Source organism: Niallia oryzisoli, assembly GCF_036670025.1.
GTDB classification, from domain to species: Bacteria; Bacillota; Bacilli; order Bacillales; family Cytobacillaceae; genus Bacillus_BD; species Bacillus_BD oryzisoli.
The window spans coordinates 741,009-766,555 of record NZ_CP137640.1; the positions used below are offsets into that span (position 1 = coordinate 741,009).

The 25,547-nt window shown below is 38.9% G+C and carries 22 protein-coding genes; 17 read left to right on the plus strand and 5 right to left on the minus strand.

Annotated elements, in window-relative coordinates:
- Nucleotides 1–148 precede the first annotated feature (148 nt).
- The 14 genes from R4Z09_RS03690 to R4Z09_RS03755 all read left to right on the plus strand — a co-directional run bounded on the left by R4Z09_RS03690 (nucleotide 149) and on the right by R4Z09_RS03755 (nucleotide 17,451).
- Nucleotides 149–1,786: an NAD(P)/FAD-dependent oxidoreductase gene (locus R4Z09_RS03690; protein ID WP_338451035.1), complete on the plus strand. Its 1,638-nt coding sequence runs from the start codon at nucleotides 149–151 to the stop codon at nucleotides 1,784–1,786.
- Between the two features lie 117 nt (nucleotides 1,787–1,903).
- Entirely contained in the window at nucleotides 1,904–3,112 is a 1,209-nt protein-coding gene (locus tag R4Z09_RS03695) for an iron-containing alcohol dehydrogenase family protein (protein WP_338451036.1), read from the plus strand.
- Entirely contained in the window at nucleotides 3,112–4,545 is a 1,434-nt protein-coding gene (locus R4Z09_RS03700) for an NAD-dependent succinate-semialdehyde dehydrogenase (RefSeq protein WP_338451037.1), read from the plus strand. Before R4Z09_RS03695 ends, R4Z09_RS03700 begins: the two co-directional genes overlap by 1 nt.
- 204 nt (nucleotides 4,546–4,749) lie before the next feature.
- Nucleotides 4,750–6,063: an MFS transporter gene (locus tag R4Z09_RS03705; RefSeq protein WP_338451038.1), complete on the plus strand. Its 1,314-nt coding sequence runs from the start codon at nucleotides 4,750–4,752 to the stop codon at nucleotides 6,061–6,063.
- Between the two features lie 212 nt (nucleotides 6,064–6,275).
- Nucleotides 6,276–7,469, plus strand: coding sequence for a thiolase family protein (locus tag R4Z09_RS03710; protein ID WP_338451039.1), 1,194 nt, complete (start codon nucleotides 6,276–6,278; stop codon nucleotides 7,467–7,469).
- A 117-nt stretch (nucleotides 7,470–7,586) separates the two neighbouring features.
- Entirely contained in the window at nucleotides 7,587–8,774 is a 1,188-nt protein-coding gene (locus R4Z09_RS03715) for a CaiB/BaiF CoA-transferase family protein (protein ID WP_338451040.1), read from the plus strand.
- 1 nt (nucleotide 8,775) lies between these two features.
- Nucleotides 8,776–9,630, plus strand: coding sequence for a 3-hydroxyacyl-CoA dehydrogenase (locus tag R4Z09_RS03720; protein WP_338451041.1), 855 nt, complete (start codon nucleotides 8,776–8,778; stop codon nucleotides 9,628–9,630).
- Between the two features lie 17 nt (nucleotides 9,631–9,647).
- Nucleotides 9,648–10,796 carry an acyl-CoA dehydrogenase family protein gene (locus R4Z09_RS03725; RefSeq protein ID WP_338451042.1) on the plus strand — a complete coding sequence of 383 codons (1,149 nt, stop codon included), beginning with the start codon at nucleotides 9,648–9,650 and terminating at the stop codon, nucleotides 10,794–10,796.
- Nucleotides 10,797–10,835: 39 nt separating this feature from the next.
- On the plus strand, nucleotides 10,836–11,600 hold the full coding sequence (locus R4Z09_RS03730; RefSeq protein ID WP_338451043.1) for an electron transfer flavoprotein subunit beta/FixA family protein: 765 nt from the start codon (nucleotides 10,836–10,838) through the stop codon (nucleotides 11,598–11,600).
- A 24-nt stretch (nucleotides 11,601–11,624) separates the two neighbouring features.
- On the plus strand, nucleotides 11,625–12,596 hold the full coding sequence (locus R4Z09_RS03735) for an electron transfer flavoprotein subunit alpha/FixB family protein (protein WP_338451044.1): 972 nt from the start codon (nucleotides 11,625–11,627) through the stop codon (nucleotides 12,594–12,596).
- A 169-nt stretch (nucleotides 12,597–12,765) separates the two neighbouring features.
- Nucleotides 12,766–14,832 (plus strand): (Fe-S)-binding protein, encoded by a 2,067-nt coding sequence (locus R4Z09_RS03740; RefSeq protein ID WP_338451045.1) that lies wholly within the window; start codon nucleotides 12,766–12,768, stop codon nucleotides 14,830–14,832.
- 214 nt (nucleotides 14,833–15,046) lie between these two features.
- Nucleotides 15,047–15,178, plus strand: a complete 132-nt coding sequence (locus R4Z09_RS03745) for an FbpB family small basic protein (RefSeq protein ID WP_338451046.1) — start codon at nucleotides 15,047–15,049, stop codon at nucleotides 15,176–15,178.
- 160 nt (nucleotides 15,179–15,338) lie between these two features.
- Nucleotides 15,339–16,586, plus strand: coding sequence for an NAD(P)-dependent malic enzyme (locus R4Z09_RS03750; protein ID WP_338451047.1), 1,248 nt, complete (start codon nucleotides 15,339–15,341; stop codon nucleotides 16,584–16,586).
- Nucleotides 16,587–16,674: 88 nt separating this feature from the next.
- A complete protein-coding gene (locus R4Z09_RS03755; RefSeq protein ID WP_338451048.1) occupies nucleotides 16,675–17,451 on the plus strand; it encodes an enoyl-CoA hydratase/isomerase family protein in 777 nt (258 codons plus the stop codon).
- A gap of 267 nt (nucleotides 17,452–17,718) precedes the next feature.
- On the opposite strand, the gene R4Z09_RS03760 is transcribed toward R4Z09_RS03755, so the two are convergent.
- Complete coding sequence (locus R4Z09_RS03760; protein ID WP_338451049.1) at nucleotides 17,719–18,537, minus strand: IclR family transcriptional regulator domain-containing protein; 819 nt, start codon at nucleotides 18,535–18,537, stop codon at nucleotides 17,719–17,721.
- Between the two features lie 389 nt (nucleotides 18,538–18,926).
- Here R4Z09_RS03760 and R4Z09_RS03765 point away from each other — a divergent pair, with 389 nt between their 5' ends.
- A complete protein-coding gene (locus tag R4Z09_RS03765) occupies nucleotides 18,927–19,706 on the plus strand; it encodes an alpha/beta hydrolase (protein ID WP_338451050.1) in 780 nt (259 codons plus the stop codon).
- A 51-nt stretch (nucleotides 19,707–19,757) separates the two neighbouring features.
- Here the strand turns inward: R4Z09_RS03765 and R4Z09_RS03770 are convergent, their stop codons facing one another.
- The 4 genes from R4Z09_RS03770 to R4Z09_RS03785 all read right to left on the minus strand — a co-directional run bounded on the left by R4Z09_RS03770 (nucleotide 19,758) and on the right by R4Z09_RS03785 (nucleotide 24,095).
- A complete protein-coding gene (locus R4Z09_RS03770; RefSeq protein ID WP_338451051.1) occupies nucleotides 19,758–20,834 on the minus strand; it encodes an alpha/beta fold hydrolase in 1,077 nt (358 codons plus the stop codon).
- Nucleotides 20,835–20,853: 19 nt separating this feature from the next.
- A complete protein-coding gene (locus R4Z09_RS03775; protein ID WP_338451052.1) occupies nucleotides 20,854–21,345 on the minus strand; it encodes a polyhydroxyalkanoate biosynthesis repressor PhaR in 492 nt (163 codons plus the stop codon).
- A 16-nt stretch (nucleotides 21,346–21,361) separates the two neighbouring features.
- Nucleotides 21,362–21,928, minus strand: coding sequence for a hypothetical protein (locus R4Z09_RS03780; RefSeq protein ID WP_338451053.1), 567 nt, complete (start codon nucleotides 21,926–21,928; stop codon nucleotides 21,362–21,364).
- 529 nt (nucleotides 21,929–22,457) lie between these two features.
- Complete coding sequence (locus tag R4Z09_RS03785) at nucleotides 22,458–24,095, minus strand: long-chain fatty acid--CoA ligase (protein WP_338451054.1); 1,638 nt, start codon at nucleotides 24,093–24,095, stop codon at nucleotides 22,458–22,460.
- A gap of 308 nt (nucleotides 24,096–24,403) precedes the next feature.
- Between R4Z09_RS03785 and R4Z09_RS03790 the strand changes: the two genes are divergently transcribed.
- On the plus strand, nucleotides 24,404–24,559 hold the full coding sequence (locus R4Z09_RS03790; RefSeq protein WP_338451055.1) for a hypothetical protein: 156 nt from the start codon (nucleotides 24,404–24,406) through the stop codon (nucleotides 24,557–24,559).
- Between the two features lie 19 nt (nucleotides 24,560–24,578).
- Nucleotides 24,579–24,827 (plus strand): LysR substrate-binding domain-containing protein, encoded by a 249-nt coding sequence (locus R4Z09_RS31000; protein ID WP_422392284.1) that lies wholly within the window; start codon nucleotides 24,579–24,581, stop codon nucleotides 24,825–24,827.
- The last annotated feature ends 720 nt before the right edge of the window (nucleotides 24,828–25,547 follow it).

Here is a 25,547-nt window from a genome sequence, read left to right on the forward strand (position 1 = left end):
CTCCTACCTAACTTCTTTGTATCCTCATAATATTGAGGTGGAAGTCTTACTGCCCGTTAAGACTGTGATTAAAATAAGGAAAAACCATTCCCAGAGTATGATTTACTTAGATAACAGAAATCAGAATAAGAAATAGGAGGAGAAATACATGATCCAATCTAATATGAATAAAAACAATTTTAAGGAAGTTGACTTCGATGCAGTTGTTGTAGGCGCAGGGTTCGGTGGTCTTTACTCTGTACATAAACTCCGCAATGAACTAGGCCTAAATGTACGTGCCTATGATAATGGCTCTGATGTCGGTGGTACTTGGTACTGGAACCGCTATCCTGGAGCACTTTCCGATACAGAGAGCTTTCTCTACCCTCTTTCTTTTGATAAGGAGCTGCTAGAGGAAGGAGATTGGAAGCACAATTACTTGACGCAGCCGGAAATCCTTAGCTATTTGAACAAGGTTGCAGACCGTTTCGACTTGCGTCGCAGCTACCAGTTCAACACAAAGGTTACATCCACCTATTTTAATGAAGAGCATAATTATTGGGAGGTAACCACTGACAAGGGTGAAACGGTTACTGCGAAGTTTCTTGTTACAGGGCTTGGCCTTCTTTCAGCAACAAATGTACCAAACTTTAAGGGAATAGAAACCTTTAAGGGTGAACAATATCACACGGCTAGATGGCCTCAAGACGTTGATCTGAAGGGTAAGCGAGTGGGCATCATTGGTACTGGTTCAACCGGTGTTCAGGTAATTATTGACATTGCTCCTAAGGTCGAGCATCTAACGGTTTTCCAACGTACCCCGCAATACAGTGTACCGATTGGATTAAAGGTACAATCCGATGCTGAGAAAGCGGAAATAAAGGCAAATTACGAAGAAATTTGGAAACAGGCAAAATCTTCAGCTGTGGCCTTCGGCTTTGAGGAAAGCACAGTGCCAGCAGTTTCCGTTTCGAAAGAGGAACAGGAGCGCGTATTTGAGGAGGCATGGAATATAGGGGGCGGCTTCCGCTTCATGTTCGGCACCTTCAGTGATATTGCTACAAATCCTGAGGCTAATGAGGCTGCGGCCAATTTCATCCGCAAGAAAATCCAAGAGATTGTTAAGGATCCTGAAACGGCACGCAAGTTAACTCCGACTGGTTTATATGCCAAACGTCCACTTTGTGATAATGGCTACTACGATACCTACAATAGAGACAATGTCTCACTTGTCTCTGTAAAGGAAACTCCAATCGTGGAAGTTACACCAAAAGGTGTGCGCACGACGGATAGTGAGTACGAATTGGATGTGTTGATCTTTGCTACTGGATTCGATGCGGTAGATGGGAATTATACGAAGATCGATATGCGCGGACGCGATGGTATTACAATGAAAGAAAAGTGGGCAGATGGACCAACTGGGTATCTCGGCATGATGAATACACATTTTCCAAATCATTTTATGATCCTTGGTCCAAACGGTCCTTTTACAAACTTACCGCCTAGCATTGAAACGCAGGTTGAATGGATATCAGATACCGTGAAGTACATGGTTGAAAACGATATTTCCACGATTGAACCAAAACAAGAGGCTGAGGATGAGTGGATTACAACATGCCAAACAATCTCGGATCAAACGCTATTTTCGAAGGGAGAATCGTGGATATTCGGAGCAAACATCCCAGGTAAGAAGAATACGGTCATGTTCTATCTAGGAGGACTAGGGAACTACAGAAAGGCATTGGAAGAATTAGGGTTTAAGGGCTTTATTTTCGACCGCGTCGCGTCTGTGGCAAATGTGAAATAAATTAGAACTAGTAACGGAGCTGGGATTATTTCCTTCCCAGCTCTAAAGCACTTCACTATTACTCAGCTAACCCCATTTTAACTATCAAACAATAAACGAGTGGAATAGGAGGATATTATGTATTTAAGTCAGCAAACGTTTCATTCAGCTTTACATACAAATGTGATTTTTGGAGTAAACAGTGTCGAAGAAAGCTTAGCAGCAAAAATGAAAGAATTCAATAAAACAAAAGTATTTATCGCCACTGATCCAGGGCTTGTTCAAGCAGGAATTCCAGGTAAAATCCAATCTCTTTTAAAGGAAAATGGGATTGATTCAATTGTATTTTCAGAAATTGAGCCAAATCCTCATGCCGTAACGGTTATGAAGGGGGCAGAAGTTTATAAATCCGAATCTTGTGACATGATTCTCGCAGTTGGCGGAGGAAGTGCAATGGACTTCTCAAAAGCCGTTGGCGTAATGGCGAGTCATCCAGGCCATATTCTTGATTATCGCCGCGGCGAAAAACCAGTTGTTAACGAAATACCCATGTTATTTGCTATTCCTACAACAGTCGGTACTGGCTCTGAAGTAACGTCTGTTGCAGTGGTCACTGATCATGAGGTAGGCAGGAAATATGTTGTTGCTTCACCGGTATTGGCTCCTAAGTTAGCATTTGTTGATCCAGTGTTAACAACTTCACTACCACGCCATGTAGTAGCTGCGACAGGAATGGATGCTTTAGTTCATGCAGTAGAAGCCTTTACCTCTGTACGTTCAAATCCAATAGCTGAAGGCTTAGCACTGCAAGCTATTAAGATGCTAAAAGATCATTTGCCACCAAGCTATGCACATCCTAATAACCTTGAAGCAAGATCACAGGTGCATCTTGCAAGCACAATTGCTGGTATGGCTTTTAATCTTGGTGGCCTTGGTCTGGTTCATTCTTGCTCCCATCCGATGTCGGCTATTTACCATGTTCCGCATGGTCTGGCGAATGCCATTTTGTTACCTCATGTAATGAAACACAACCTTATTTCAAATTACAAGAAATATGCAGACATTGCGAGAATCTTTGATCCAACTTTAGCGTTTGAAAATGATAAAGTAGCAGCGGAAAGACTAGTAGACTTATTATCTGAATTTAATCAATCACTGAATATACCAAAAGATTTTAGTTATTTAGGAATAGAATTTACACAGGAAATGGTCGATCGCTTAGCCCATGATGCAATGGAGGATAAGGGGACCGTTCCAAATAATCCACGAAAAGTATTTAAGGAAGATGTTATTCAAATTTTTCATAAGGTTTTACCATTATCTCAAGAAGGGGGATCGGCAGAATAATGTACATTAATGGAAAATGGTTAGAAACGGAGAACGTCTTAGAGGTTATTAATCCTGCAAATGGTCAAGTGGTTGATAAAGTATTTTTAGTAGGTAAAGAAGAAACAAAACAAGCAATAGAATCAGCAAAAAATGCGTTCCCATCATGGTCTGGATTGACTGGTGAACAGCGAGGGGCTTATTTGCATAAAGTAGTTGAGTTATTGGAGGAAAAGAAGGGACACTTCGCCCAGACCATTACAAAGGAGATGGGTAAATCAATCCATAATGCCCGCTATGAAATTGGGAACACGATTGCCTTTTTTAAATGGTATGCAGAAGAAGCTCGCCGTGTCTATGGGGATATCGTTCCTGCATCCTCACCAAATAAAAAAATCTCTGTAATCAAGCAGCCAATTGGAGTGGTTGGAGCCATTACGCCATGGAATTTTCCGTTATCAATGGCTGCTAGAAAACTAGGGCCTGCATTAGCTGTAGGTTGTACGGTTATCTTACGTCCATCCCGTGAGGCTCCTTTATCATCGCTGGAGCTTTTCAAGGTGTTTCATGAAGCGGGGATCCCTGAAGGTGTTGTGAACCTTGTCATTGGGAATTCTTCTGATATTGTTGGAGAACTAATGGCTAGTGACATGGTTCGCAAAATTTCATTTACAGGATCAACAGAGGTTGGAAAAAAGCTTATTCGTCAATCAGCTGACACAGTGAAACGTGTATCCATGGAGCTTGGCGGACACGCTCCATTTATCGTCTTTGAAGATGCAGACATTGACCTTGCCATCGAAGGTACCATTGCCAGTAAGTTTTCATCAACTGGTCAACAATGTGTATGTGCCAATCGTATTTACGTTCATGATTCGATTTATGACACATTTGCCCAACGTTTTGCAGATAAAGTGGCATCCATGGCGGTTGGCGATGGATTAAATGAAGAGATTAAAGTAGGTCCAATGGTTAACAAAGAGGCTGTTGAGAAATCACACGATCATGTGACAGATGCGGCAGAGAAAGGTGCTAGAATTCTTTGCGGTGGTAAAGTACCAACTGGAAATGAATATGAAAATGGCCATTTTTATTTACCAACGGTATTAGCTGATGTGACCGAAGAGATGAAAATTACCTATGAAGAAACGTTTGGTCCGGTAGCTCCATTAATCCGTTTTAGTACGGAAGCTGAGGTTGTTGAAAAAGCCAATCATGCGGAGTACGGTCTAGCTTCTTATTTCTATACGAATGATCTTTCAAGGGCACACCGCGTTTCAGAAAAGCTTGAATATGGAATGGTAGGAATCAATGATCCCGCTCCATTTGCAGTTCAAGCGCCATTTGGAGGAGTGAAACAAAGCGGGTTAGGAAGAGAAGGCGGCCGCTATGGTTTGGAAGACTATCTTGAAACAAAATTAGTTTCCGTTGCCATACGAAGTGAAAATCAGTAAAAAGAGGTTCAACATGCAAAATCTTTACAGGCATTATAGTAATCATGCTGTGATCAATGAAACAGCAATCATTGCTGTAGAAAAATAATGAGGTTGTCTGTAGGAAGTTGGATAGGTGTTAGTTGGTTAGGAAAGGTTAGACCCTGTCCAACGAATAACTATCCAACTATCCAACTATCCAACTAAAATCAGGAGGTGTCAAAGATGGAATTGGATGAAAGCGTTAGGAAAAAACAGATGAGGAAGGTTGCCATAGCAAGTGTGGTAGGAACATCGATTGAGTGGTATGATTTTTTCATTTATGGAACCATGGCTGCACTCGTTTTTCCCCAATTGTTCTTTCCAGAATCTAGTTCTTTTATGGGAGTCTTGCAATCTTTTATCACACTATTTGTAGGTTTCCTGGCTCGTCCTATTGGAGCCATAATCTTTAGCAGTTACGGTGACAAAGTGGGGAGAAAGGCTGCTTTGGTTACTTCCTTATTGTTAATGGGGATTAGTACTACCCTTATGGGATTATTACCAACTTATCATAGCATTGGTACTGTCGCACCGATTTTACTTGTTCTATTAAGATTTATTCAAGGGATTGGTGTCGGTGGAGAATGGGGTGGTTCGGTCACTCTTTCAGTTGAATGGAGTTCGAAAAAATCAAAAGGTTTAATGGGAAGTATGACGCAATTGGGTGTTCCAATTGGGATGATATTCTCTACTATAGTTGTTTCTCTATGTATGTACCTAACAGGAGATTCCTTTGAAGCTTGGGGATGGAGACTTCCATTTCTTTTAAGTATTGCTCTAGTGTTTATTGGTTTATATATCCGATTAGGGATTGAAGAGTCTCCAGAATTCGAGAAGTTGAAAGAAGAGAAGAACACAGCAAAGCAGCCAGTCTTGGAAACAATTAAAGGATATCCAAAAGAGATTCTATTAGCTGCTCTTACACGACTTGCAGATAATGTTCCTTTTTATATTTGTACAACATTTACTGTTTATTACGCGACAACCCACCTGAACATGGATAAACAATTAATCACGAATGCTGTATTACTTGTTGCGATTACCTTCTTATTTATTGTACCTTATGCTGCCCATTTGTCTGATAAATTTGGAAGAAAGAAAATTATGTTCTCTGGAATGATCATGACACTTTTAGGAGCTTTGCCTTATTTTTATTTAATAAATACAAAAGAGTTAGTGCTTATTGCAATCGCTATTGTACTTTTAAGTATCGGTCCGGCTGTTATCTATGGTCCACAAGCAACTCTACTTGCTGAAATCTTTCCAGTACATTTAAGATTTAGTGGATCATCCCTAGCCTATCAATTTGCTGCGATCATTGCAGGTGGACTAGCACCTACAATATCCTTAACATTACTTGAGTCGTTTAATAGTGCCAATGCCATTACTGTGTATATCATTGTTTGTTGTGCCATCTCGATTACGGCTTTATTCCTCCTTAAACCAAAAGATAAACAAACAATTGTTGAGGAGCCAGCTCGAGTTAGCAATGAGTAAGTAGAAAAAAATAACATCAAGTGAATAAAATGGTATTTTCGCAAAATATTCTAATAATTATATTGACTGTTTTATCTGATGAATGATATTATATGTTCCATATAAGATATAATATTCCGTTTATGGAACAAAATGTTTAGTATGTATTACTACAAGAAAATAAATTGAGATCCCTTTCTTCTATTTAATAAAACATGTATGGAGGGTAAAAGATGAAGAATGCTGTGATTGTTGACTCTGTTAGAACAGCCATTGGTAGAATTGGTGGAAGTTTAAAGGAAATAGAGGTCGATTTCCTTGCTGCGAAGGTAATCGATGAAATTATATTACGTACAGGAATCGAAAAAGGTGACGTTGATGAAGTAATCCTTGGTCAAACAAAACAGAGTGCCGACTCGGCTAACCTTGCTAGATTAGCATTATTACGTGCTGGACTTCCAGTTGAGGTGCCTGGTTATACGGTACATAGACAATGTGGTTCAGGAATACAATCTATCAATAATGCAGCTTTACAAATAATGACTGGTCAATCTGAAGTCATTATTGCTGGTGGTGCGGAATCTATGAGCACAGCCCCTTACTATATTCGCAACGCACGATATGGCTATGGGGCGGGAAATGGGGAGATTATTGATCCCAATACAGAAAGTCAGCCACGTTCGCAGCCAATTGAAATTTATGGAAATCTCACAATGGGATATACAGCAGAAAACTTAGCGGGAAAATATCATATCTCAAGGGAGGAACAAGATGAATTTGCTTTACGAAGTCAAATTCTAGCTAGTGAGGCAATTAAATCTGGTCGCTTTAGTAAAGAAATCGTTCCTTACGAGGTCAGACATAAAAAAGAAGTGAAGGTATTTGAGGTTGATGAACACCCAAGATTAACAAGTTTAGAAAAGTTAAGGAATTTAAAACCTGTTTTTAAAGAAAATGGGACAGTAACTGCCGGTAATAGTAGTGGTCGAAATGATGCGGCATCAGTTGTTTTAGTCATGTCGGAAGAAGCCGCGCTTAAACGTGGTTTAAAACCGAAAGCAAGAATTATTGCCCAAGCAGTTTCTGGGGTTTCACCTGAGATCATGGGAATTGGTCCAGTAGAGGCAACAAAGAAAGCTCTATCCATTGCTAAACTATCCTTAGATGAGATTGGATTAATTGAATTAAATGAAGCCTTTTCAGCTCAAGCCCTTGCTGTAATAAAAGAGTTGAACATGGATTTAGATAGAGTGAATGTTAATGGTGGAGCTATCGCACTAGGTCATCCACTAGGGGCTACAGGTTCTATTCTAATGACCAAATTGTTACACGAAATGGAACGAAGAGAGGTTAAATATGGATTAGTCACCCTCTGTATTGGAGGAGGACAAGGAATTACAACAATTGTTGAAAATTTACAAGTGTAATCTTAATAAGTAGATAAATAGAAAAGTGAAATTTTTTTGCCTAAGATGTTCCGTATACGAAATTATAATATTATACACGGAACAATCTTTAGCTATGGATTGTAGGAGGGGTTTTAGATGGCTGGTCCATTAGACGGAATTAAAGTATTAGAGCTTTCGAGAACACTTGCAGGTCCCTTTTGCAGTATGCAGCTTGCAGATATGGGAGCAGAGGTTTTAAAGGTTGAACAGCCGGGACTTGGAGATGAAACACGAAGTTATATTCCTCCCGAAATACATGGGGAATCCACTTATTTTATGAGTTTGAATAAAAATAAAAAAGCCATTACATTGAACCTTAAAACAGAAGAAGGACAACGTATTGTAAAAAAACTTGTAGCAGAATCAGATGTATTAATTGAAAATTTCCGAAACGGTACAATGGAGAAGTTTGGCTTAGGATATGATGTTCTCAAAGAAATCAATCCCCGACTTGTCTACTGTGCAGTCAGCGGATTTGGAAGAACCGGCCCTATGAAGGATGAGCCAGCCTATGATCTAATCATGCAAGGGTTTGGCGGATTAATGAGCGTTACTGGTGAACCAGGGCAAGCACCTGTGAAAGTTGGTTTCTCCATTGTCGATTTAGCGACTGGACTCTACGCATCACTTGGGGTTGTTTTAGCTTTATTAGCCAGAGAAAAGACAGGGACAGGACAATATGTAGAATCCTCCCTATTAGATACAGTAGTATCCTTATCCAATTATTTAGGACAGGGTGTACTAGCAACTGGTAAAGCACCAGGACGCTACGGATCTGCACATCCTACTCTTGTTCCATACCAGGCTTTTGAAACAAAAGATGGTTACGTCATTATTGGAGTTCCGAATGATGGGTTATGGAGAAAAATGTGTGATGCACTAGAACTAATAGAACTTAAGGATCATCCAAAGTATGCAGTGAATGTGAATCGAGTAGCTAATCGTGAAGAACTGGTAGGAATCCTTACAGAGTATACAAAGCAACGGGAATCATCTGAAATCATAGACAGGTTAAAGCAGGCAGGTGTCCCAAGCGGTCCTATTAATGATATTGCTCAAACGTTGGCGCATCCGCAAGTTCATGCCAGAGAAATGATACAAGAGGTAGAGCACCCTACAATTGGTACATTGAAAATGTTAGGTGTTCCAATTAAGTTATCAGATACACCTGGATCGGTAAGGAAGGCACCTCCTCTGTTAGGTGAAAATACGGAAGAGATACTAGAGTTACTTGGCTATAGCAATGAAGAGATTGCAAATTTGAAAGATAAGGGAGTTATTTAATATGGTTAATCGTATTGCTGTTATTGGCGGAGGCACTATGGGTCGTGGGATTGCCTACAGTGCAGCATTAGCGGGATTTACAGTAACCTTACAGGATATCTCGGAAGAAGCAGCTTTCCGTGCAAGAGATTATATTGAGGGTCTATTAACTAAAAGTGTGGAGAAAGGTTATATTCAATCTGAACAGAGAGAACTCGCTCTGAACAATCTTTCTTATAAAACAGAATTAAAAGATGCAGTTAATAATGCTGATTTAGTTATTGAAGCTGCGCTAGAAATCATGGAGATTAAAATTGATATTTTCAAAAAATTAGATGAATGGGCACCAGCTCATGCGATTCTAGCAACAAATACTTCAACAATGAGTCCAACTGAAATTGCGGCTTCAACAAAGCGGCCGGAGCAATGTGTAGCGATGCACTTCTTTAATCCAGTTCATCGAATGAAGCTAATTGAAATTATTAAAGGATTAGATACATCTGAGGCCACTGTAGAAATAGTGAAGAGAGTAGCAGAAAAAATGGGGAAAGACACGGTAGAGGTAAACGAGTTCCCAGGCTTTGTCACAAGCCGTATGAATTGTTTAATTGGAAATGAAGCGATGAATATGCTAATGGAAGGCGTAGCATCTGCTGAAGATATCGATAAGGCACTTAAATTAGGATTAAATCATCCGATGGGTCCATTGGAATTGGCCGATTTAGTTGGTTTGGATAGTCGTTTAAGGAATATGGAATATTTGTATCAAAACTTAGGAGAAAAATATCGTCCATCACCAATGCTGGTAAAGTATGTTAAGGCCGGCAGATTAGGAAGAAAATCAGGTCGAGGATTTTACGATTATAGTGAAAAATAGAAAGGAACGTGACGAAAATGAATTTCGAATTATCAGAGGACATTAAATTTTTAAAACAAAGTATTAGAGATTTTATCGATAGTGAAGTTGATCCACTAGCAATGGAAATTGAAGAAAAAGATGAAATTCCTGAAAAAATCATGAAAATGTCCAAGGAAATGGGCTTATTTGGATTAAGTATTCCTGAAGAGTACGGCGGCACAGGAGTTGGCATGGTTGGTAAGTGTGCCATTTATGAAGAATTAGGTAGAACTCATAATGGATATACGACCGTCATCGGTGCCCATACGGGAATTGGTTCCGTTGGGATTGTCGAAATGGGAAATGAAGAGCAAAAGAGAAAATACCTTCCAAAAATGGCGAGCGGAGAAATGATTGGTGCTTTTGCTCTGACAGAACCAAGTGCTGGTTCACATGCTACGAATCTAAAAACAACTGCAGTGAAAAAGGGAGATAAATATATATTAAATGGTAGTAAACATTATATCACTAATGCTCCGATTGCAGATGTCTTTACTGTTATGGCTGTAACAGATCCATCTAAAGGTGCGAAAGGGATTACCTCTTTCATCGTAGAAAAGGATTTCCCAGGCTTTACATTAGGAAAAAATGAAAAGAAAATGGGACTTCGCGGGTCACATTCTGCAGAAATTTTCTTTGAGGATTGTGAAGTACCAGCAGAGAATGTACTTGGTGAAGAAGGCCAAGGTTATGTCAATGCATTAAAGATACTAGCAAACGGACGCGCAGGATTAGCCGCACGTAACCTAGGGTCATGTGAGAAGCTATTGGAAATGTCTGTTCAACATGCAAACTCACGTGTACAGTTTGGTAAACCAATCTTTGAACAACAAATCATTCAGCATTATTTAGCTGATATGGCACTTGAGATCGAAGCATTAAGAAGTATGACGTATCGAGTAGCTTGGATGGTAGATCAAGGTATGAAGGTCATTAAGGAAGCAGCAATGGTTAAATTACTAGGTTCAGAAGTTTATAACCGTGTAGCTGATAAAGCGGTTCAAATTCATGGTGGAATTGGATATATCGCAGAATTCCCAGTTGAAAGATTTTATAGAGATGCCCGCATCACTAAAATCTATGAAGGAACCTCTGAAATTCAAAAGAATATTATTGCGGCACAATTGAAACATCAATATCTCTAATTCTATAAAAAATAATGAAAGAATAGGAGGAAAATGGGAATGAATATTTTAGTTCTAGTAAAACAGACTTTTGATACGGAAGAAAAGCTTGTCATTGAGAACGGAGCGATTAATGAAGATGGTGTTGAATTTATCCTTAACCCTTATGATGAGTATGCAGTAGAAGAAGCAATCAAAATTAAAGAAGAATCAGGTGCTGAGGTTACCGTTTTAACATTAGGACCAGATCGTTCTGAAAATGTTCTGCGAACAGCTTTAGCAATGGGAGCTGACAAGGGTGTAATTGTGGAATTAGATGAGGAAGTTGACGAGTATACGTTAAGTAAATATATTGTTGCTGCGGTTAAAGATCAATCATTTGATTTAATTCTAGGCGGAAATATGGCAGTTGATTCCGGATCAGGTCAAGTAGCTATACGGGTTGCTGAGGAAATGGGTATCCCTCATGTATCAACAATAACTGGACTAACACTCGATGGGAACAAGGCTACAGTTGAAAGGGATGTGGAAGGAGATGTGGAGATAATTGAAGTGAATCTTCCATTCTTGGCTACTACTCAACAAGGGTTAAACGAGCCTCGTTATCCTTCTTTACCGGGAATCATGAAAGCGAAGAAAAAGCCTCTTGAGCGCTTATCAGTAGAGGATTTAGAGCTAACAGATATTGATGTAACCGTTCGAACTTCTGTTCAAGATCAATATTTACCTCCTAAAAAGCAGGCAGGCAAGGTTTTGGAGGGAGAAATCGATCAGCAGGTTAAGGAGCTCTTCCGGCTACTTCGCAATGAAGCAAAAGTAATTTAATAAATTGATTAAGGAGGAACAGCCATGAGTAAAAAAGTACTTGTTTTTGCAGAAACGAAAGATGGAAAGTTACGTAATATTTCTTTTGAAGCTATCACTGTAGGTCAAGGGTTATCCGAAGGCGGAGAAGTGATCGTTTCACTCTTTGGGCCAGAGGCTTCTCAATATGTTCAAGAAGTAAGTGAATACGGAGCAAATAAAGTATATCTTCTTGAAGATGAGTCATTATCTACGTTTACGACCGATGCGTATACTCAAGCTTTATGTCAATTGATTGAAGAAGTTCAAGCAGATGTCATTTTGATGGGACATACAGCGATTGGTAAAGATGTAGCGCCAAGAGCGGCTGCAAGATTAGGATTAGGTCTAGCTTCGGATTGCACAGGGGCAGAATTGGAAAATGGCAACATTATCTTCACTCGCCCAATTTATGCAGGTAAAGCATTTCAAAAGAAGGTATTTAATAAAGGAAAGGTATTTGCAACCCTTCGTCCAAATAACTTTGACATTCAAAAAAATCCTAATGAATCGGAAGTCGTTTCATTCCAGCCTGTTATCAAAGATATTCGAACAATCGTTAAAGAGATTGTTCGAAAGACAGCGGGCGGAGTCGACTTAAGTGAAGCAAAGGTGATTATCTCTGGTGGACGTGGTGTAAAGAACAAAGACGGCTTTAAGCCACTTCAGGAATTAGCTGAAGTTTTAGGAGGAGCGGTTGGAGCCTCCCGTGGAGCATGTGATGCAGACTACTGTGATTATTCTTTACAGATTGGACAAACAGGAAAAGTTGTCACACCTGATTTATATATTGCTTGCGGGATTTCTGGTGCGATTCAACATTTAGCAGGAATGTCGAATTCTAAAGTAATTGTGGCCATTAATAAGGACCCGGAAGCTCCGATTTTCCAAGTAGCCGATTATGGGATTGTAGGAGATCTTTTTGAAGTCGTACCTCTTTTAACAGAGGAATTTAAAAAGGCACTAGTAACGGCCTAAAAAAGAGTAATAGTTTCGATAGGTAAGGATCACTTTATTAAAGTCCCCTTCATGAAAGAAGCGGAGGGGACCTTTTTCTTCTATTGTATACCTTCGCTACTTTATCTCTATTACATTACCTTTCCCAACCGTTAAACTAAAATTGAACTAGCAATGGAGGATGAACAAAATGTTACAACTGCTGAATTTACTTGCGTTCCTTGCTGTGATTGGATATGCAGTATATTTGTTTGTCAATCTTGTATACACTCGATACTTATTTATAAAGCTTGGTAAAAAGTCTGAATTTGAACCAAACTTAAAAGAACGAATCAGTACAGTAGCAAGCAATGCCTTAGGCCACAAAAAATTATTCAAAGATAAGAAAAGCGGTCTGATGCACCTTGTATTATTTTATACCTTTTTTATCATCCAAATTGGACTCATAGAACTTATTATAAAAGGTTTTATTAAAGGCTATGAATTTCCTTTCGGGGAAGCACATAAATATTTTAGTCTTCTGCAGGAATGGGCAACATTCCTTATGCTATTGGCAGTCCTATACGGATTTTATCGCCGTTACGGGGAAAAGCTGAAGCGCTTGCAATGGAGGCGTGATGGAAAAGCAGCCTTTGTTTATTTCGCTTTAAGCACACTAACCTTATCGATTCTATTTACTTTAGGGTTCGAGGCGATTATGGTTGGCCATGAACCAAACCTTATTTACGCTCCATTCTCTGGAATCATTGCCCTGTTGTTTTCTGGAATCGGAACTACTGCAGGAACGATCTTGTTTTACGTATTTTGGTGGATACACATGCTAACTGTATTTTCATTTCTAGTATTTGTTCCACAGTCAAAGCAATTTCATGAGTTGTTTGCCATGGTCAATATTTTCTTTAAAAAACAAGGACCTGTTGGTAAATTAAGAAAAATAGATTTTGAAGATGAAAGTGCTGAAGAGTTTGGTGTAGGGAAAATTGAGGATTTTACTCAAGCTCAGTTAATTGATTTGTATGCTTGTGCTGAATGCGGACGATGTACCAATATGTGTCCTGCATCAGTAACTGGAAAAACATTATCTCCAATGGAACTAATCGTTAAAATGAGGAATCATTTAACGGAAAAAGGAGCGACGGTTACTTCCCGAACTCCGTGGATGCCAAGTTTTGTTTTTGGCTCCTCTGCACTATCACCATCGTTAGATTCTACAGAACATGAAACAGCTGCAGCTGTAGAATTTCCTAGTTTAATTGGTGATGTCATTACCGAGGAAGAACTATGGGCCTGTACGACCTGCCGAAATTGTGAGGATCAATGTCCTGTAGGTAACGAACATGTTGATAAGATTATTGATTTAAGAAGATTTTTAGTTATGACAGAAGGGAACATCCCTCAAGAAGCTACACGATACTTTCAAAATATTGAAAGACAAAGTAACCCATGGGGAATTAACCGTAAGGAACGTATTAAGTGGCGTGAGGATCGTGAAGATATCACTGTTAAGACAGTAAAAGAAGCAGAGGAATTTGAATATTTATTATGGGTAGGATCTATGGGTTCTTTTGATAAACGAAGTCAAAAGATTGTCCAATCTTTCTCTAAAATTATGAATATCGCAGGAATTGATTTCGCTATTCTTGGAAATGATGAGCGCAATTCCGGAGATACTGCACGCAGAATGGGGAATGAGTTCTTATTCCAACAATTATGTGAAGAGAACATTGCTAACTTCCAAAAATATGGTGTAAAGAAAATTGTTACAATTGATCCACATGCTTACAATACTTTTAAACATGAATATCCTGAATTTGGATTGGAAGCTGAAGTTTATCATCATACTGAATTGATTTGGAAATGGATTCAAGAAGGACGAATTAAGCCGACGAAGGAAGTTTCCGAAGCCATTGCCTATCATGATTCGTGTTATATTGGACGTTATAACGACATCTATGATATTCCGCGCCAAATTCTTAAGTCTATTCCAGGTGTGAAGGTTTTAGAAATGGAACGTAATAAATCGGACTCAATGTGCTGTGGTGCCGGCGGCGGCAGAATGTGGATAGAGGAAACTCAAGGAAAACGCATCAATGTGGAACGTACAGAACAAGCATTACGTCTTAGCCCAACTACAATTGGTAGTAATTGTCCTTATTGCTTAACTATGTTAAGTGATGGAACAAAGGCTAAGGAAGTAGAAGATCAAGTGAAGACAATGGATATTGTAGAAATTGTTGAAAAATCACTGGCAGTATAATAGAAAAGAAACTACAACATGGCTAGCGTTCCAATACGTTGGAGCACTTTTTCTGGACAAGTGTCCAAATACTCCATTAATTGTGATTTATATAGATATTTACTAGAGAAGCGGATGCCATCATCATGGTAAAGGAAAATGAACAAAAATTACAATTACGAAATTGACTCAACTAAAAAAATTTTCCTTATTAAATAAGGATGGTGAATGAAAAATGAGTAAACGAAAAAAGCGTTCCTTTACGGAGCTTGTTAATGAAAATAAGCTTCAAATATTACGTAATCAAGCTGCAATTGAAAAAATCGAAGAGAGATTAGAAAAAAAACATTTAAGTAAAGCACAATAGTATAAAGTTTTATTGTTTTCTTTTCTTACAGTAGGTCTATTTACAATAGCTATGTACTTTGTAGCTAGTTGATCCTTGAACATGCTATGAAAAAGGGGGAATTCTCTTTAACTCTTTGTTTATTAAAACAAATATCTATCGAATTAAGGAGAGGGATTGTATGTCAGCGTTACGTGAAGAAGCATTAAAGATGCATAAGGAAAATCAAGGAAAGCTTACTGTTCAATCAAAAGTTCCTTTACGAGATGCGAAAGATTTAAGTCTCGCTTATTCTCCAGGTGTTGCAGAACCATGCATAGAAATTTCTGAAGATGAAGGTAAAGTATATGACTACACGATAAAAGGAAATCTTGTTGCCGTTGTTTCAAATGGAACAGCCGTACTTGGCCTTGGAAATATTGGACCGAAAGCTGCTATGCCTGTTATGGAAGGGAAAGCCTTATTATTCAAATCCTTTGCAGATGTGGATGCATTCCCACTATGCTTAGATACAACAGATTCAGACAAGATTGTAGAAACTGTTAGATTATTGGAACCGACTTTTGGCGGAGTAAATTTAGAAGATATTGCAGCACCACAATGCTTTGAAATTGAAGAACGTTTACGGAAAATTTGCAATATTCCAATTTTCCATGATGATCAGCATGGGACAGCTATTGTAACAGCGGCTGGGTTACTCAATGCTTTGAAACTAGCAAACAAAAATATCGAAGAGATTTGTGTTGTCGCAAACGGTGCTGGTTCTGCCGGTGTAGCGATTGTCAAATTACTACTCAGCATGGGTGTGAAAGATGTTATTTTATGTGATACAAAAGGCATTATTTATGAAGGACGTCCGAACGGCATGAATCCTTTTAAAGAGGAAATGGCTCGTATCACCAATAAAGAACAAAAACAAGGATTATTAGCAGATGCACTTGTGGGAGCGGATGTATTTGTCGGCGTATCAGCTCCAGATGTTCTTACGAAAGAAATGATTCGTTCTATGAATGCAGATTCAATCATTTTTGCTATGGCAAATCCGATACCTGAAATCATGCCGAAGGAAGCAATAGAAGCGGGAGCACTCGTCGTAGGGACAGGCCGTTCTGATTTTCCAAATCAGGTTAATAACGTACTAGCATTCCCTGGTATTTTCCGTGGTGCACTGGACGCTCAAGCGAAAGAAATCAACGAAGAAATGAAACTGGCAGCCGTTCAGGCGATTGCCGGATTAATTGCAGATGAAGAGCTTCACTCCGATTATGTAATTCCAGACCCATTTGATCGCAGAGTAGCAGCACATGTAGCGGCAGCTGTTGCTGCAGCTGCAATGGAAACAGGTGTTGCGCAAAAGCTTATTAATCCGGAAAAAATTAAAGAGCGCTTATTAGCGTTAGCCGAAGAAAAAAGACCTACTTTAGTATAGATAAATCAAGTAATTATAGCTTTCCATCAATAACTTAAAATGTGATTTGTTCGGAAAGATGTTATCAAAAAAGGAGATGTAAAAGTGTATGGATTATCAAAATGTCTTAGTAGAATTAGAGGACCGTATCGGGATTATTAAGCTTAATCGCCCAGAAGTACGAAATGCTCTGGATTTTCAAACGTTAGCTGAAATTAGTCATGCACTGGAAACATTAGAAAATAATGATGGTATTGGTGTCATTGTTATTACAGGAGCGGGAGAGAAGTCCTTTGCTGCTGGAGCGGACATAGGGCAATTAAGAGAAAAACAACCAAAAGATGCTCTCGTACCGGGAATGTCTGGTCTATACCAAAAAGTTGAAAATTGCCAAAAGGCTACCATTGCAGCGATTAATGGATATGCATTAGGTGGCGGCTGCGAGCTTGCCATGGCATGTGATATTCGGATTGCGGCTGACCATGCGAAATTTGGACTCCCAGAACTTAATTTATCGATTATTCCAGGTGCGGGCGGTACACAGCGATTGGCACGAATTATTGGTAAGGGAAGAGCCCTTGATATGATATTAACGGGTGAAATATTAACCGCTCAAAAAGCGGAAGAGGTAGGGTTAGTATCGAAGGCTGTTCCGATGGAGGAATTATGGCCAACAGTAAAGGAAAAAGCGGACAAGATTTTAGCGAAGGGTCCATTGGCTGTAAGATTAGCTAAAGTTGTTATTAATCGCGGCTTTAACTCGGATATGGAAACAGCACTTATGATTGAAAAACTGGCACAGGCTGTGCTGTTTGGATCCGACGATAAAAATGAGGGAACACAAGCCTTTCTCGAAAAAAGACAGGCTGTCTTCACGGGGATGTAATAAGAATTATTGAAAAATGAGGCTGCTCTTCACATGAGCAGCCTCATTTTTAGTTTGTTGAGAAGGTTATATTTAACATGTAGTAAGTCGAGAAGCCCCCACTTCAAGCAGACCGTAAGGTTAGCTAAGTGGTGGGTAGTTCACTTTAGAAGTTCAGCTACACGTAAACCGGCATATGTAAGTAAAGATGGTACGATCACGGCGATATTTTTCCTCTAAGATACACCTCTTCATAAATCTTGGACTTTGAAGTATTCCAGCTTATTTTTACTGGATAATTTCGAATTCAATGTTATGGCTAATCATTTCAGCCGTTTCTAAGACGAGGGGGAGGTATTCATTGATTACTTTATTAATATCTACTCTTCCGGAATGTGTTGGGCAATTCACTGCAGCAACAATTTCTCCTCGTATATCTCTAACTGGCGCTGCAATAGAGATTAGTCCAAGTTCCAATTGGTCCTGGCATAACGCCCAGCCGTTTTCACGGATTATTTTTAGCTCCTCACGAATTTGTGCTTCGCTAGTATTTGTTTTTTCTGTAATAGCCTTCAGTTCTGCTTGTTCAAAATAATAGTCTAATTTGTGTTCAGGAAGGTAAGCGAGAAGTAGTCTTCCGGGGGAAGTAGTGTGAGCTGGCAGACGGGTTCCTACTTCTAAGGAATATTTCATAATTCTATTCACAGATACACGCGCGACATATACAACATGTGTATGATCCAAAATGGAGAGAGAGCTGGATTCATTAATTTGATTAGATAATTTTTTAAGATATGGTTGGGCAATTTCCCAGATGTTATGTGAAGAAAGATAGGAATACCCTAAAGAGAGAATTTTCGTTGTAAGAGAAAATTTACCATCTTTTGAATTGGCATATCCGAGATGTTCTAATGTTAGAAGCACTCTTCTAGTTACCGGACGAGATAATCCACTTAGTACAGCAGCCTCGCTAATAGTTAAACTTGGGTTATTTTGGAAACATTTAATAACCGTTAATCCTCGATCAAGTGTCTTAAGAAAATCACCAGATGTTTCAAAGTTATTTTTAGATTCTTCATTAGAATTTTCCGAATTTTGATTTAACATATTAAAAGGACCTCCTATTATAGTAACGCAAGTGTACGTATAATGACATTTTGTGCGAATATGGTATAATTAATATTTAGTTTTGTCAATGAAGACTTTTATTTTAGAATAGTTGAGATTAAGAACTCATTGACATGGAACGCATTCGTGACACAGTGAGGTGCTGTAGTGCCGGTGGTAGACGTATGTGGATGGAAGAAGATACGGGAAGCCGTATCAATTATAAATGTGACAATCTTGTGAATTTTTAAAAAAACTGGTAAAATTAAGGTTATACAAAATGTACTAAAAATAGCCCGAGTGCCATGTGACGAGCAAGGCGCTGAAGCTAGCCACCAACGCGAAAAACTTTGTTATTTTGCACCTTAAAAAAAGGGGGGAGTCATTTTATGTTTACAATGATATCCGGTAACGTAAAGCTTCCATACAAACGTCTTGGCAGAGGTGAACCGCTATTGCTCATTCACGGTCTTGGTGAAATGAAAGAAAGCTGGTCGCGCCAACAAATATTGGCTGACCAATATGACCTGATCATTCCGGATCTGCGCGGTCATGGACAGAATGATACACTACACGGTATATCCATCGAAAACTTCGCTAAAGATATGATTGCCTTGCTCGATGAACTAGAAATTGAGAGCGTTCACATATGTGGATTTTCTATGGGAGGGACGGTTGCTCAAGAAATTTATCGGCAAGCTCCTGAACGATGTCGTTCGTTAATATTAGTCAGTACCTTTCACTTTGTACCGAAACAAATTGGTGAGTGGTTTGTGGCCTATCGTAAATCATGCGCAAAAGATTTGACACCTGAAGAACAGCGAAATCTTGCCGCGCGCAGAAGTCTCTATTCATGGAGTGAGGAAAATATAAAAAAATTCACTGAGTTTTATAATCCTCATCCGGTAGGTTACTACAAATCAATGGAAGCATGTCTCAACATCGATAACAGGGAGTTATTATCTGTCATTTCCGTGCCCACTCTTGTCATTGGCTGCCAGTACGATGATGTTCTTCCGATTAGGTTCCAAATTTCAATGCATAAAAATATACCAAATTCCGAACTCGTAATCTTCAAAAACTGCGGCCATATCGCTAAACTAGAAGCGACGGATCAATTCAATCATATCCTGCGTGGTTTTCTAAAAAAGTATAAGCAGGCAGGTTGACTCGAAGTTTAAAGGAGTGGGAAGGATCAGTACTTCCCACTCTTTGTATGTTTATTTCGTTTTCTGAAGGGAACGTGAACGTTCTGACAACCAGCTGTCAATCACAGTCGCAAACTGACTTGTTAATGTTAGGGAAACGTGGCCTGCATCTACAAGTTCGGATGTTTTGTCTTCGCTTGAGACTGCGTCCAAAAGTGGCAGACTCTGCTCTTTCGGTACGAGGTGATCTTTTTTTGATGAAATGACTAATAGGTTTGATTTAATCTTAGCAAGATCAACCTTTTCCCCTCGAACCGTCATTTCCCCTTTAATAAGTTTATTATCTTTTATTAAGTCATTGGTAAACTGTCGAAATGCTTCGCCGGTAACGGGAACATGTTCATTTGTCCACTTATTCATCCGCTGCCATTTCTCAACAAATTTATCGTCATGAGCGCGGTTGAGAAGAGTAACGTATGGGCTGTTATTAATGGGGGATGACACGGCCTGAAACATTCCTCCAACGTAGTAGGACGGGATTAGACTATAAACATCAATGAACCGGTCCATACTAAAAACTCCATTTCTCAACCCTTCTACCCACTCAACAGGTACCGCTGACACGCTAAAATCAACAGGAACAGCAGCAACGATCAGGTTTTTCACTGCTTCATCTGCAATCGCTGTGTACATAGCTGTCATCGTTCCACCTAAACAATAGCCAATGATAGAAATTTCATCCGCATTGGAATGTCGGAGAACTCTTTTTACCCCTTTTTGAAGGTAATCAGCAATGTAATCATCGATAGTAATTCCCTTATCCTCGTATCCAGGTATTCCCCAGTCAAGGAGATATACATCATAACCGGCTTTTACCAGCGCTTCAATAATACTTGCGCCGGGGGCTAAATCAAAAATAAACGGTTTGTTAAATAACGAATAAACCAGTAAGACGGGCACTTCATGCTTCTTCTCTTCAGCCGGATAGTGCCACAACGTTGTTTTATTTTTTTGCCAAACCACTTTGCGCGGCGTTTGTCCAACTTTTGGCTCTGGTTCGTTTAAAATGTTGCAGAAGCGGTTCCATCGTTTCTGCTCTTTTTTATAATCAAATGAAGAAAAAAGATCTATTAATGGATTAGTTGACACGTTCGTTCCTCCATGTTAATTATTTCGTTGCACCTGTCACAGGCTTTCTATTGTTTTTCGTTGTTGTTTGTCTTTCTGCAAGCAGATTTTTTAACTCAGCCAACTCTTCCTTTGTTTCTTCCTGCTGTGTTTTTAGCTGTTTTGTCATTTTTATTACTTCATGTAATACTTCAACGACACTTTCCATTTCTTTATTTGTTCTTGCCACAGAATCTGATAAATTCCAAATTTGTTCTTCCAGTGAATCCAGCTTTTCTTGCGTTTGAATGGACAATTTTGCCACATTTGCAAGATCATTTTTGGTTGGCATATTTAATTGATTTGCCAACATTTCTTGGCTTTTACGTAACCATTCAACATATCCAGCATTTGAATCAGAACTCATCTTGGCGTATTTGATAAAGTCATTGTTATTTGTACAAAGATGAATCATGTCATTCATCCGTTGTTCCCATTGAATACTAACTTTTTTAAACGTTTCATATGGATCAAAAGTTCTTTGATTTGACATTATGTGTTCATCCTTTCTATTTTTTGTCGGTAATATTGTCAGCACTTGAACTTTCAATATAGGACTGGATCGGGAAAAATACGCTTTTCAATTGATTTGTTATCAATTGAACAATGTTTCTTTGACTCTCATAAATAACCTTGGCCGTCTCTTTGAGGCTTGCTACAAACTGATTTCGTCTGTTTCTTCTTAGTTCAACAAACCTCTCGACGGACTCCATATACTGTTCCAACGATTCACAGTTCGTGAAAACTGACATCTTGTCGCTTTTTTGTGAGTTATTAAAAACACGGTTCATTTCCTCATACGATTGAACCGGGAAAAAGTAATGCATCCAAGTAGTCGCTGTTAAAAACTCTTCGTGCACCATTCTTTCCAATTCGCGTTGTTCTTTTGAGAAATGATTAACGAGTTCTTTAACATTGTCTTGGCTGCGTTTGACGTTATCGATGAAATGACGTGAGGATTGAAGAAACATTTCTTCACGATCAGTGGTGCGTTCATTCCAGTTGTCAAGTTCCTGTTGCACCTGCTGCCATGTTAGATATAAACTTGAGTCTTTATTTCCTGTGTCTTGATTCATCCTCTTCCTCCTGTAATAATCTGAACAAACATTATTAAACGAGTTGTTTTACTTCTTCTAACACTTCTTCTAGAAGCTCCAAATTTTTCCTCCGCTTTTCGATCAACTACGATTCGATTAGTTTAGTTGTTGCCGTTTCCTTAAACGTTTTGAGCAATCGCTCAGTACGTAATGTGACTCTGTTAATTTTCCAAAGAGTCCAAACATATTCTCTTCTAGTTGCTCTGTTTTGTTCTCGAGTTTAATTATTTTTATTGCTAGATTTGCCACAGCTTGTTTTTTCGAATTGTTTATCCATTCCATCCAGTCTTCTGCGACGGCTCTTGCTGTAACACTTGTTGGAGGTGAATGTCCAGCATTTTTGCGATTAAATAAACCATATGTACACAAATACACGCTGAAATCATTTGTTTGTTTTGTTGTTTTTCCTGTGTTTAAGCATTTCTGCCGGGTCGATGTTGAAGCGGCCGGCGGGCGTTCTTGCTAAAATATCCTCGCCGGCAACATCCAGGAAACCTTTCGCCATTTACTATGAATGGACCGTTTGAAGCTCTTTTTCTGCACGGAGCTCGCGTTTTAGTAATTTACCAACAGCTGATTTTGGTAACTCTTCGCGAAATTCTAAAAGTTTTGGCATTTTATAAGCGGCAAGGTGTTGTTTTGCGTATAACAGGATGTCTTCTGCCGTTGTCGTTTCGCCATCTTTTAGCTTCACAAACGCTTTTACCGTCTCACCGCGGTATGAATCCGGAACACCAACGACGACTACTTCCTGTATAGCATGATGTTGGTACAATACCTCCTCAATTTCACGAGGGTAAATATTGTAGCCACTTGCAATGATCACATCCTTCTTGCGGTCAACAATATAGAAATAGCCATCTTCATCCATTCGGGCCATGTCTCCGGTAAATAACCAGCCGTCTTTTAACACCTCGTTTGTATCTTCCTGGCGATTCCAATAGCCCTTCATCACCTGTGGCCCTTTTACGATTAACTCACCGACTTCTCCTACCGGAACCTCCGCGTAACCATCTTCCTTTTCCTGAACGACTTTTACTTCAAGTCCAGACACCGGGATTCCGATACTGCCAGCTCTTCGTTCTTGAAACGGTGGATTATAATGGGTCGTTGGCGACGTCTCTGAAAGTCCATATCCCTCACAAAAAATACTGCCTGTCCGCTTTTCGAATAAATTCAGTTGTTCCACTGGCATCGATGAACCGCCGCTATAATAATACGGCACTTTATCAAAGCCGTACTTTTCAAGTTCCGGATGGCTGTTAAGGGCGATATACATGGTCGGAACCCCAGAAAAGTGAAACGGCTTTTCACGTTTAACCGTTTCCAGTACTTCCTTAACATCAAAGCGTGGCAAAATGATAATGTTGCATCCCGCCTTCAACCCTAAAAAGACGTTAAACGTTAATCCAAAAATATGAAACATTGGTAAGACACCCATAATTTTTGGATTATCCGGTTTGTCGACCGCCTTAAACATGAAATCATGAAGTTGTTCCGTATTCGCAATTAAATTTCGATGCGTCAGCATAACGCCTTTTGAAACACCAGTGGTCCCGCCTGTGTATTGAAAAATCGCAACGTCTTCATCGGGATTGATGTTGACATGGGGAGGAGGTGGCGCTTCACGGTCTATACATTCATCAAAATGAAAATCACCATCGGCAAGCTCAATTTTTTCCCCGTCTAAACTAACTACGATGATATGCTTCAGATTTGTTTGCGATTGTACCTGTTTTACTCGTTCATAGAGTTTATCGTGAACGACCATGTACTCGGCACCGGAATCATTTAATATATGTTCAATTTCTCTTTCCACATACATCGGATTAACCTGAACACCGATTCCCCCAAGACGTAATGTACTAAATAGGGAAAAGAGATAGTGCGGCGAATTTGGTAACATCACTGCCAAGCGATCGCCTTTTTTAAACTGCAGACTATGTATGGAGGCTGCAAATTTCTCAGAAATGGTATAGACATCTTTGTAACTCCACGTTTTATCATAAAATGTTATCGCCGTTTTAAAGGCATGATCATTGACTGACTGTTCAAGCAACTCTGTCAAAGATATGTTTTCAACCGTGGGAAATTCAGTAATTATGTTGTGGTAAAATTTTAACCATGGCTTTTCTCCGTAAATCAATGTGGTCCCCCCTAAAAATGTTACAGCTAACAGCTGCTTTTTTGTCCCTTCCTTGTTGTAAATATTCGCATCATTTCATTTTTTCACTAGCATTGCATTAATTGAAATTCAATAATCAAGAGATTTTGATTATTGATGAACTAATTAATATATAGCGGCATTTTGTTGGTATATGTACCATTTGATCGAGATTTCTTCTTTGTTGCCTTCGAACGACAATAAGTTCGCTTTTCTTGTGTGTACATTATCGTACAGAAAATCGTTATTCGTACAAATGGTATAATCATATTATAAGAGGGGGAATTATTTTGTCAACTGATAAATCAGAAAATTATGAGTTTTTTGATTGCCGGATGAAAAAAATGAAGTCTTATGATTTAAAAGGAATGCAGTTTGATAATCAAAGAGAATGGGGAGTAGGTAGAAGGCTAAACTTTCCGTCAACTAGTTGTAGAGGAGTGTAGGAAATTAGAGTTTGAACCTATCGTTTCATATGTAAGCTACAATATAAGCTACAATTGGGAACTTATTAGCGAGATGGTAGCGGAAAATTTAGGTATTTGCATTTTCCCTAAATCCGTTGTGAAAATAGTAGACCCGAGCAGGGTTAGAGTCATTCCTATCGTTGATCCACCAATGAGCTGGAAGTTAGGGATCATTTTCAATAAAGAGAAGTATGTTTCATATACTGCAAGAGAAATGATTAAATATATTTCTATCTTATTAGGATGAGAGAGATAAAATTAGTTTTTTAGTTGAAATTGCCTAAAAGAGACGGCTAACTCTTTGGGGCTTTATTTTATTTACCTTCCGCATATCAGTGATTTCTATAATAAGTGAACGCAAGTATTATAGATAAAATGCATTATAACTATAATTTATATGTATTTTACTTATGGATAGGCGTGGGTTAAATTAACATTACTGTATTTTAAATATTTCAGAACATTCAAAGATATCTGTACTTTGTTTGGGTGAAGGGTCGGATAACAAACAACAAGTATTTGTAACTATTACAGTACTTGTTGCCCTAGGAGTATAACCACAGATTGAGCTGCATGAATAAAATCGCCATGAACTCATATTAAACGAGATGTCTTTCTCTTTAATTAGAATTTTCCGATGATTCAGCAAAAAAAAATATTGATTTCTAGCAAAAATATAATATAATTACGTTACACTGGTGGTATATTGTACCGTAAGTGGAATATAGGAGTAAGAAACCCCGTAGATTAGAACGAATTAAAGGAGGGAATGCTTTTAAAAAATAATTCTAAAAATTCAATTAAATAGTAGTCGCGAAAACACCTATGAAATCGATAGAGAAGAAACTGGAAGTCTACCTAAAAAGGTGAGATAACATTTCGAAATATAGGGCTTAGTATTTTTATATTATTTAAGCAAATTACCTAAGATAACTTAGAAAATGAAATCGTATTCAAATGTAAGGAG

What these genes read in the sequence shown, in the direction of transcription:
- R4Z09_RS03750 (WP_338451047.1), top strand. Translation starts at nt 15,339, where the DNA reads ATGTCAGCGTTACGTGAAGAAGCATTAAAGATGCATAAGGAAAATCAA.
- R4Z09_RS03695 (WP_338451036.1), top strand. Translation starts at nt 1,904, where the DNA reads ATGTATTTAAGTCAGCAAACGTTTCATTCAGCTTTACATACAAATGTG.
- R4Z09_RS03720 (WP_338451041.1), top strand. Translation starts at nt 8,776, where the DNA reads ATGGTTAATCGTATTGCTGTTATTGGCGGAGGCACTATGGGTCGTGGG.
- R4Z09_RS03765 (WP_338451050.1), top strand. Translation starts at nt 18,927, where the DNA reads ATGTTTACAATGATATCCGGTAACGTAAAGCTTCCATACAAACGTCTT.
- R4Z09_RS03740 (WP_338451045.1), top strand. Translation starts at nt 12,766, where the DNA reads ATGTTACAACTGCTGAATTTACTTGCGTTCCTTGCTGTGATTGGATAT.
- R4Z09_RS03730 (WP_338451043.1), top strand. Translation starts at nt 10,836, where the DNA reads ATGAATATTTTAGTTCTAGTAAAACAGACTTTTGATACGGAAGAAAAG.
- R4Z09_RS03715 (WP_338451040.1), top strand. Translation starts at nt 7,587, where the DNA reads ATGGCTGGTCCATTAGACGGAATTAAAGTATTAGAGCTTTCGAGAACA.
- R4Z09_RS03780 (WP_338451053.1), bottom strand. Translation starts at nt 21,928, where the DNA reads ATGAATCAAGACACAGGAAATAAAGACTCAAGTTTATATCTAACATGG.
- R4Z09_RS03755 (WP_338451048.1), top strand. Translation starts at nt 16,675, where the DNA reads ATGGATTATCAAAATGTCTTAGTAGAATTAGAGGACCGTATCGGGATT.
- R4Z09_RS03775 (WP_338451052.1), bottom strand. Translation starts at nt 21,345, where the DNA reads ATGTCAAATCAAAGAACTTTTGATCCATATGAAACGTTTAAAAAAGTT.
- R4Z09_RS03745 (WP_338451046.1), top strand. Translation starts at nt 15,047, where the DNA reads ATGAGTAAACGAAAAAAGCGTTCCTTTACGGAGCTTGTTAATGAAAAT.
- R4Z09_RS03690 (WP_338451035.1), top strand. Translation starts at nt 149, where the DNA reads ATGATCCAATCTAATATGAATAAAAACAATTTTAAGGAAGTTGACTTC.
- R4Z09_RS03700 (WP_338451037.1), top strand. Translation starts at nt 3,112, where the DNA reads ATGTACATTAATGGAAAATGGTTAGAAACGGAGAACGTCTTAGAGGTT.
- R4Z09_RS03735 (WP_338451044.1), top strand. Translation starts at nt 11,625, where the DNA reads ATGAGTAAAAAAGTACTTGTTTTTGCAGAAACGAAAGATGGAAAGTTA.
- R4Z09_RS03760 (WP_338451049.1), bottom strand. Translation starts at nt 18,537, where the DNA reads ATGTTAAATCAAAATTCGGAAAATTCTAATGAAGAATCTAAAAATAAC.
- R4Z09_RS03725 (WP_338451042.1), top strand. Translation starts at nt 9,648, where the DNA reads ATGAATTTCGAATTATCAGAGGACATTAAATTTTTAAAACAAAGTATT.
- R4Z09_RS03705 (WP_338451038.1), top strand. Translation starts at nt 4,750, where the DNA reads ATGGAATTGGATGAAAGCGTTAGGAAAAAACAGATGAGGAAGGTTGCC.
- R4Z09_RS03710 (WP_338451039.1), top strand. Translation starts at nt 6,276, where the DNA reads ATGAAGAATGCTGTGATTGTTGACTCTGTTAGAACAGCCATTGGTAGA.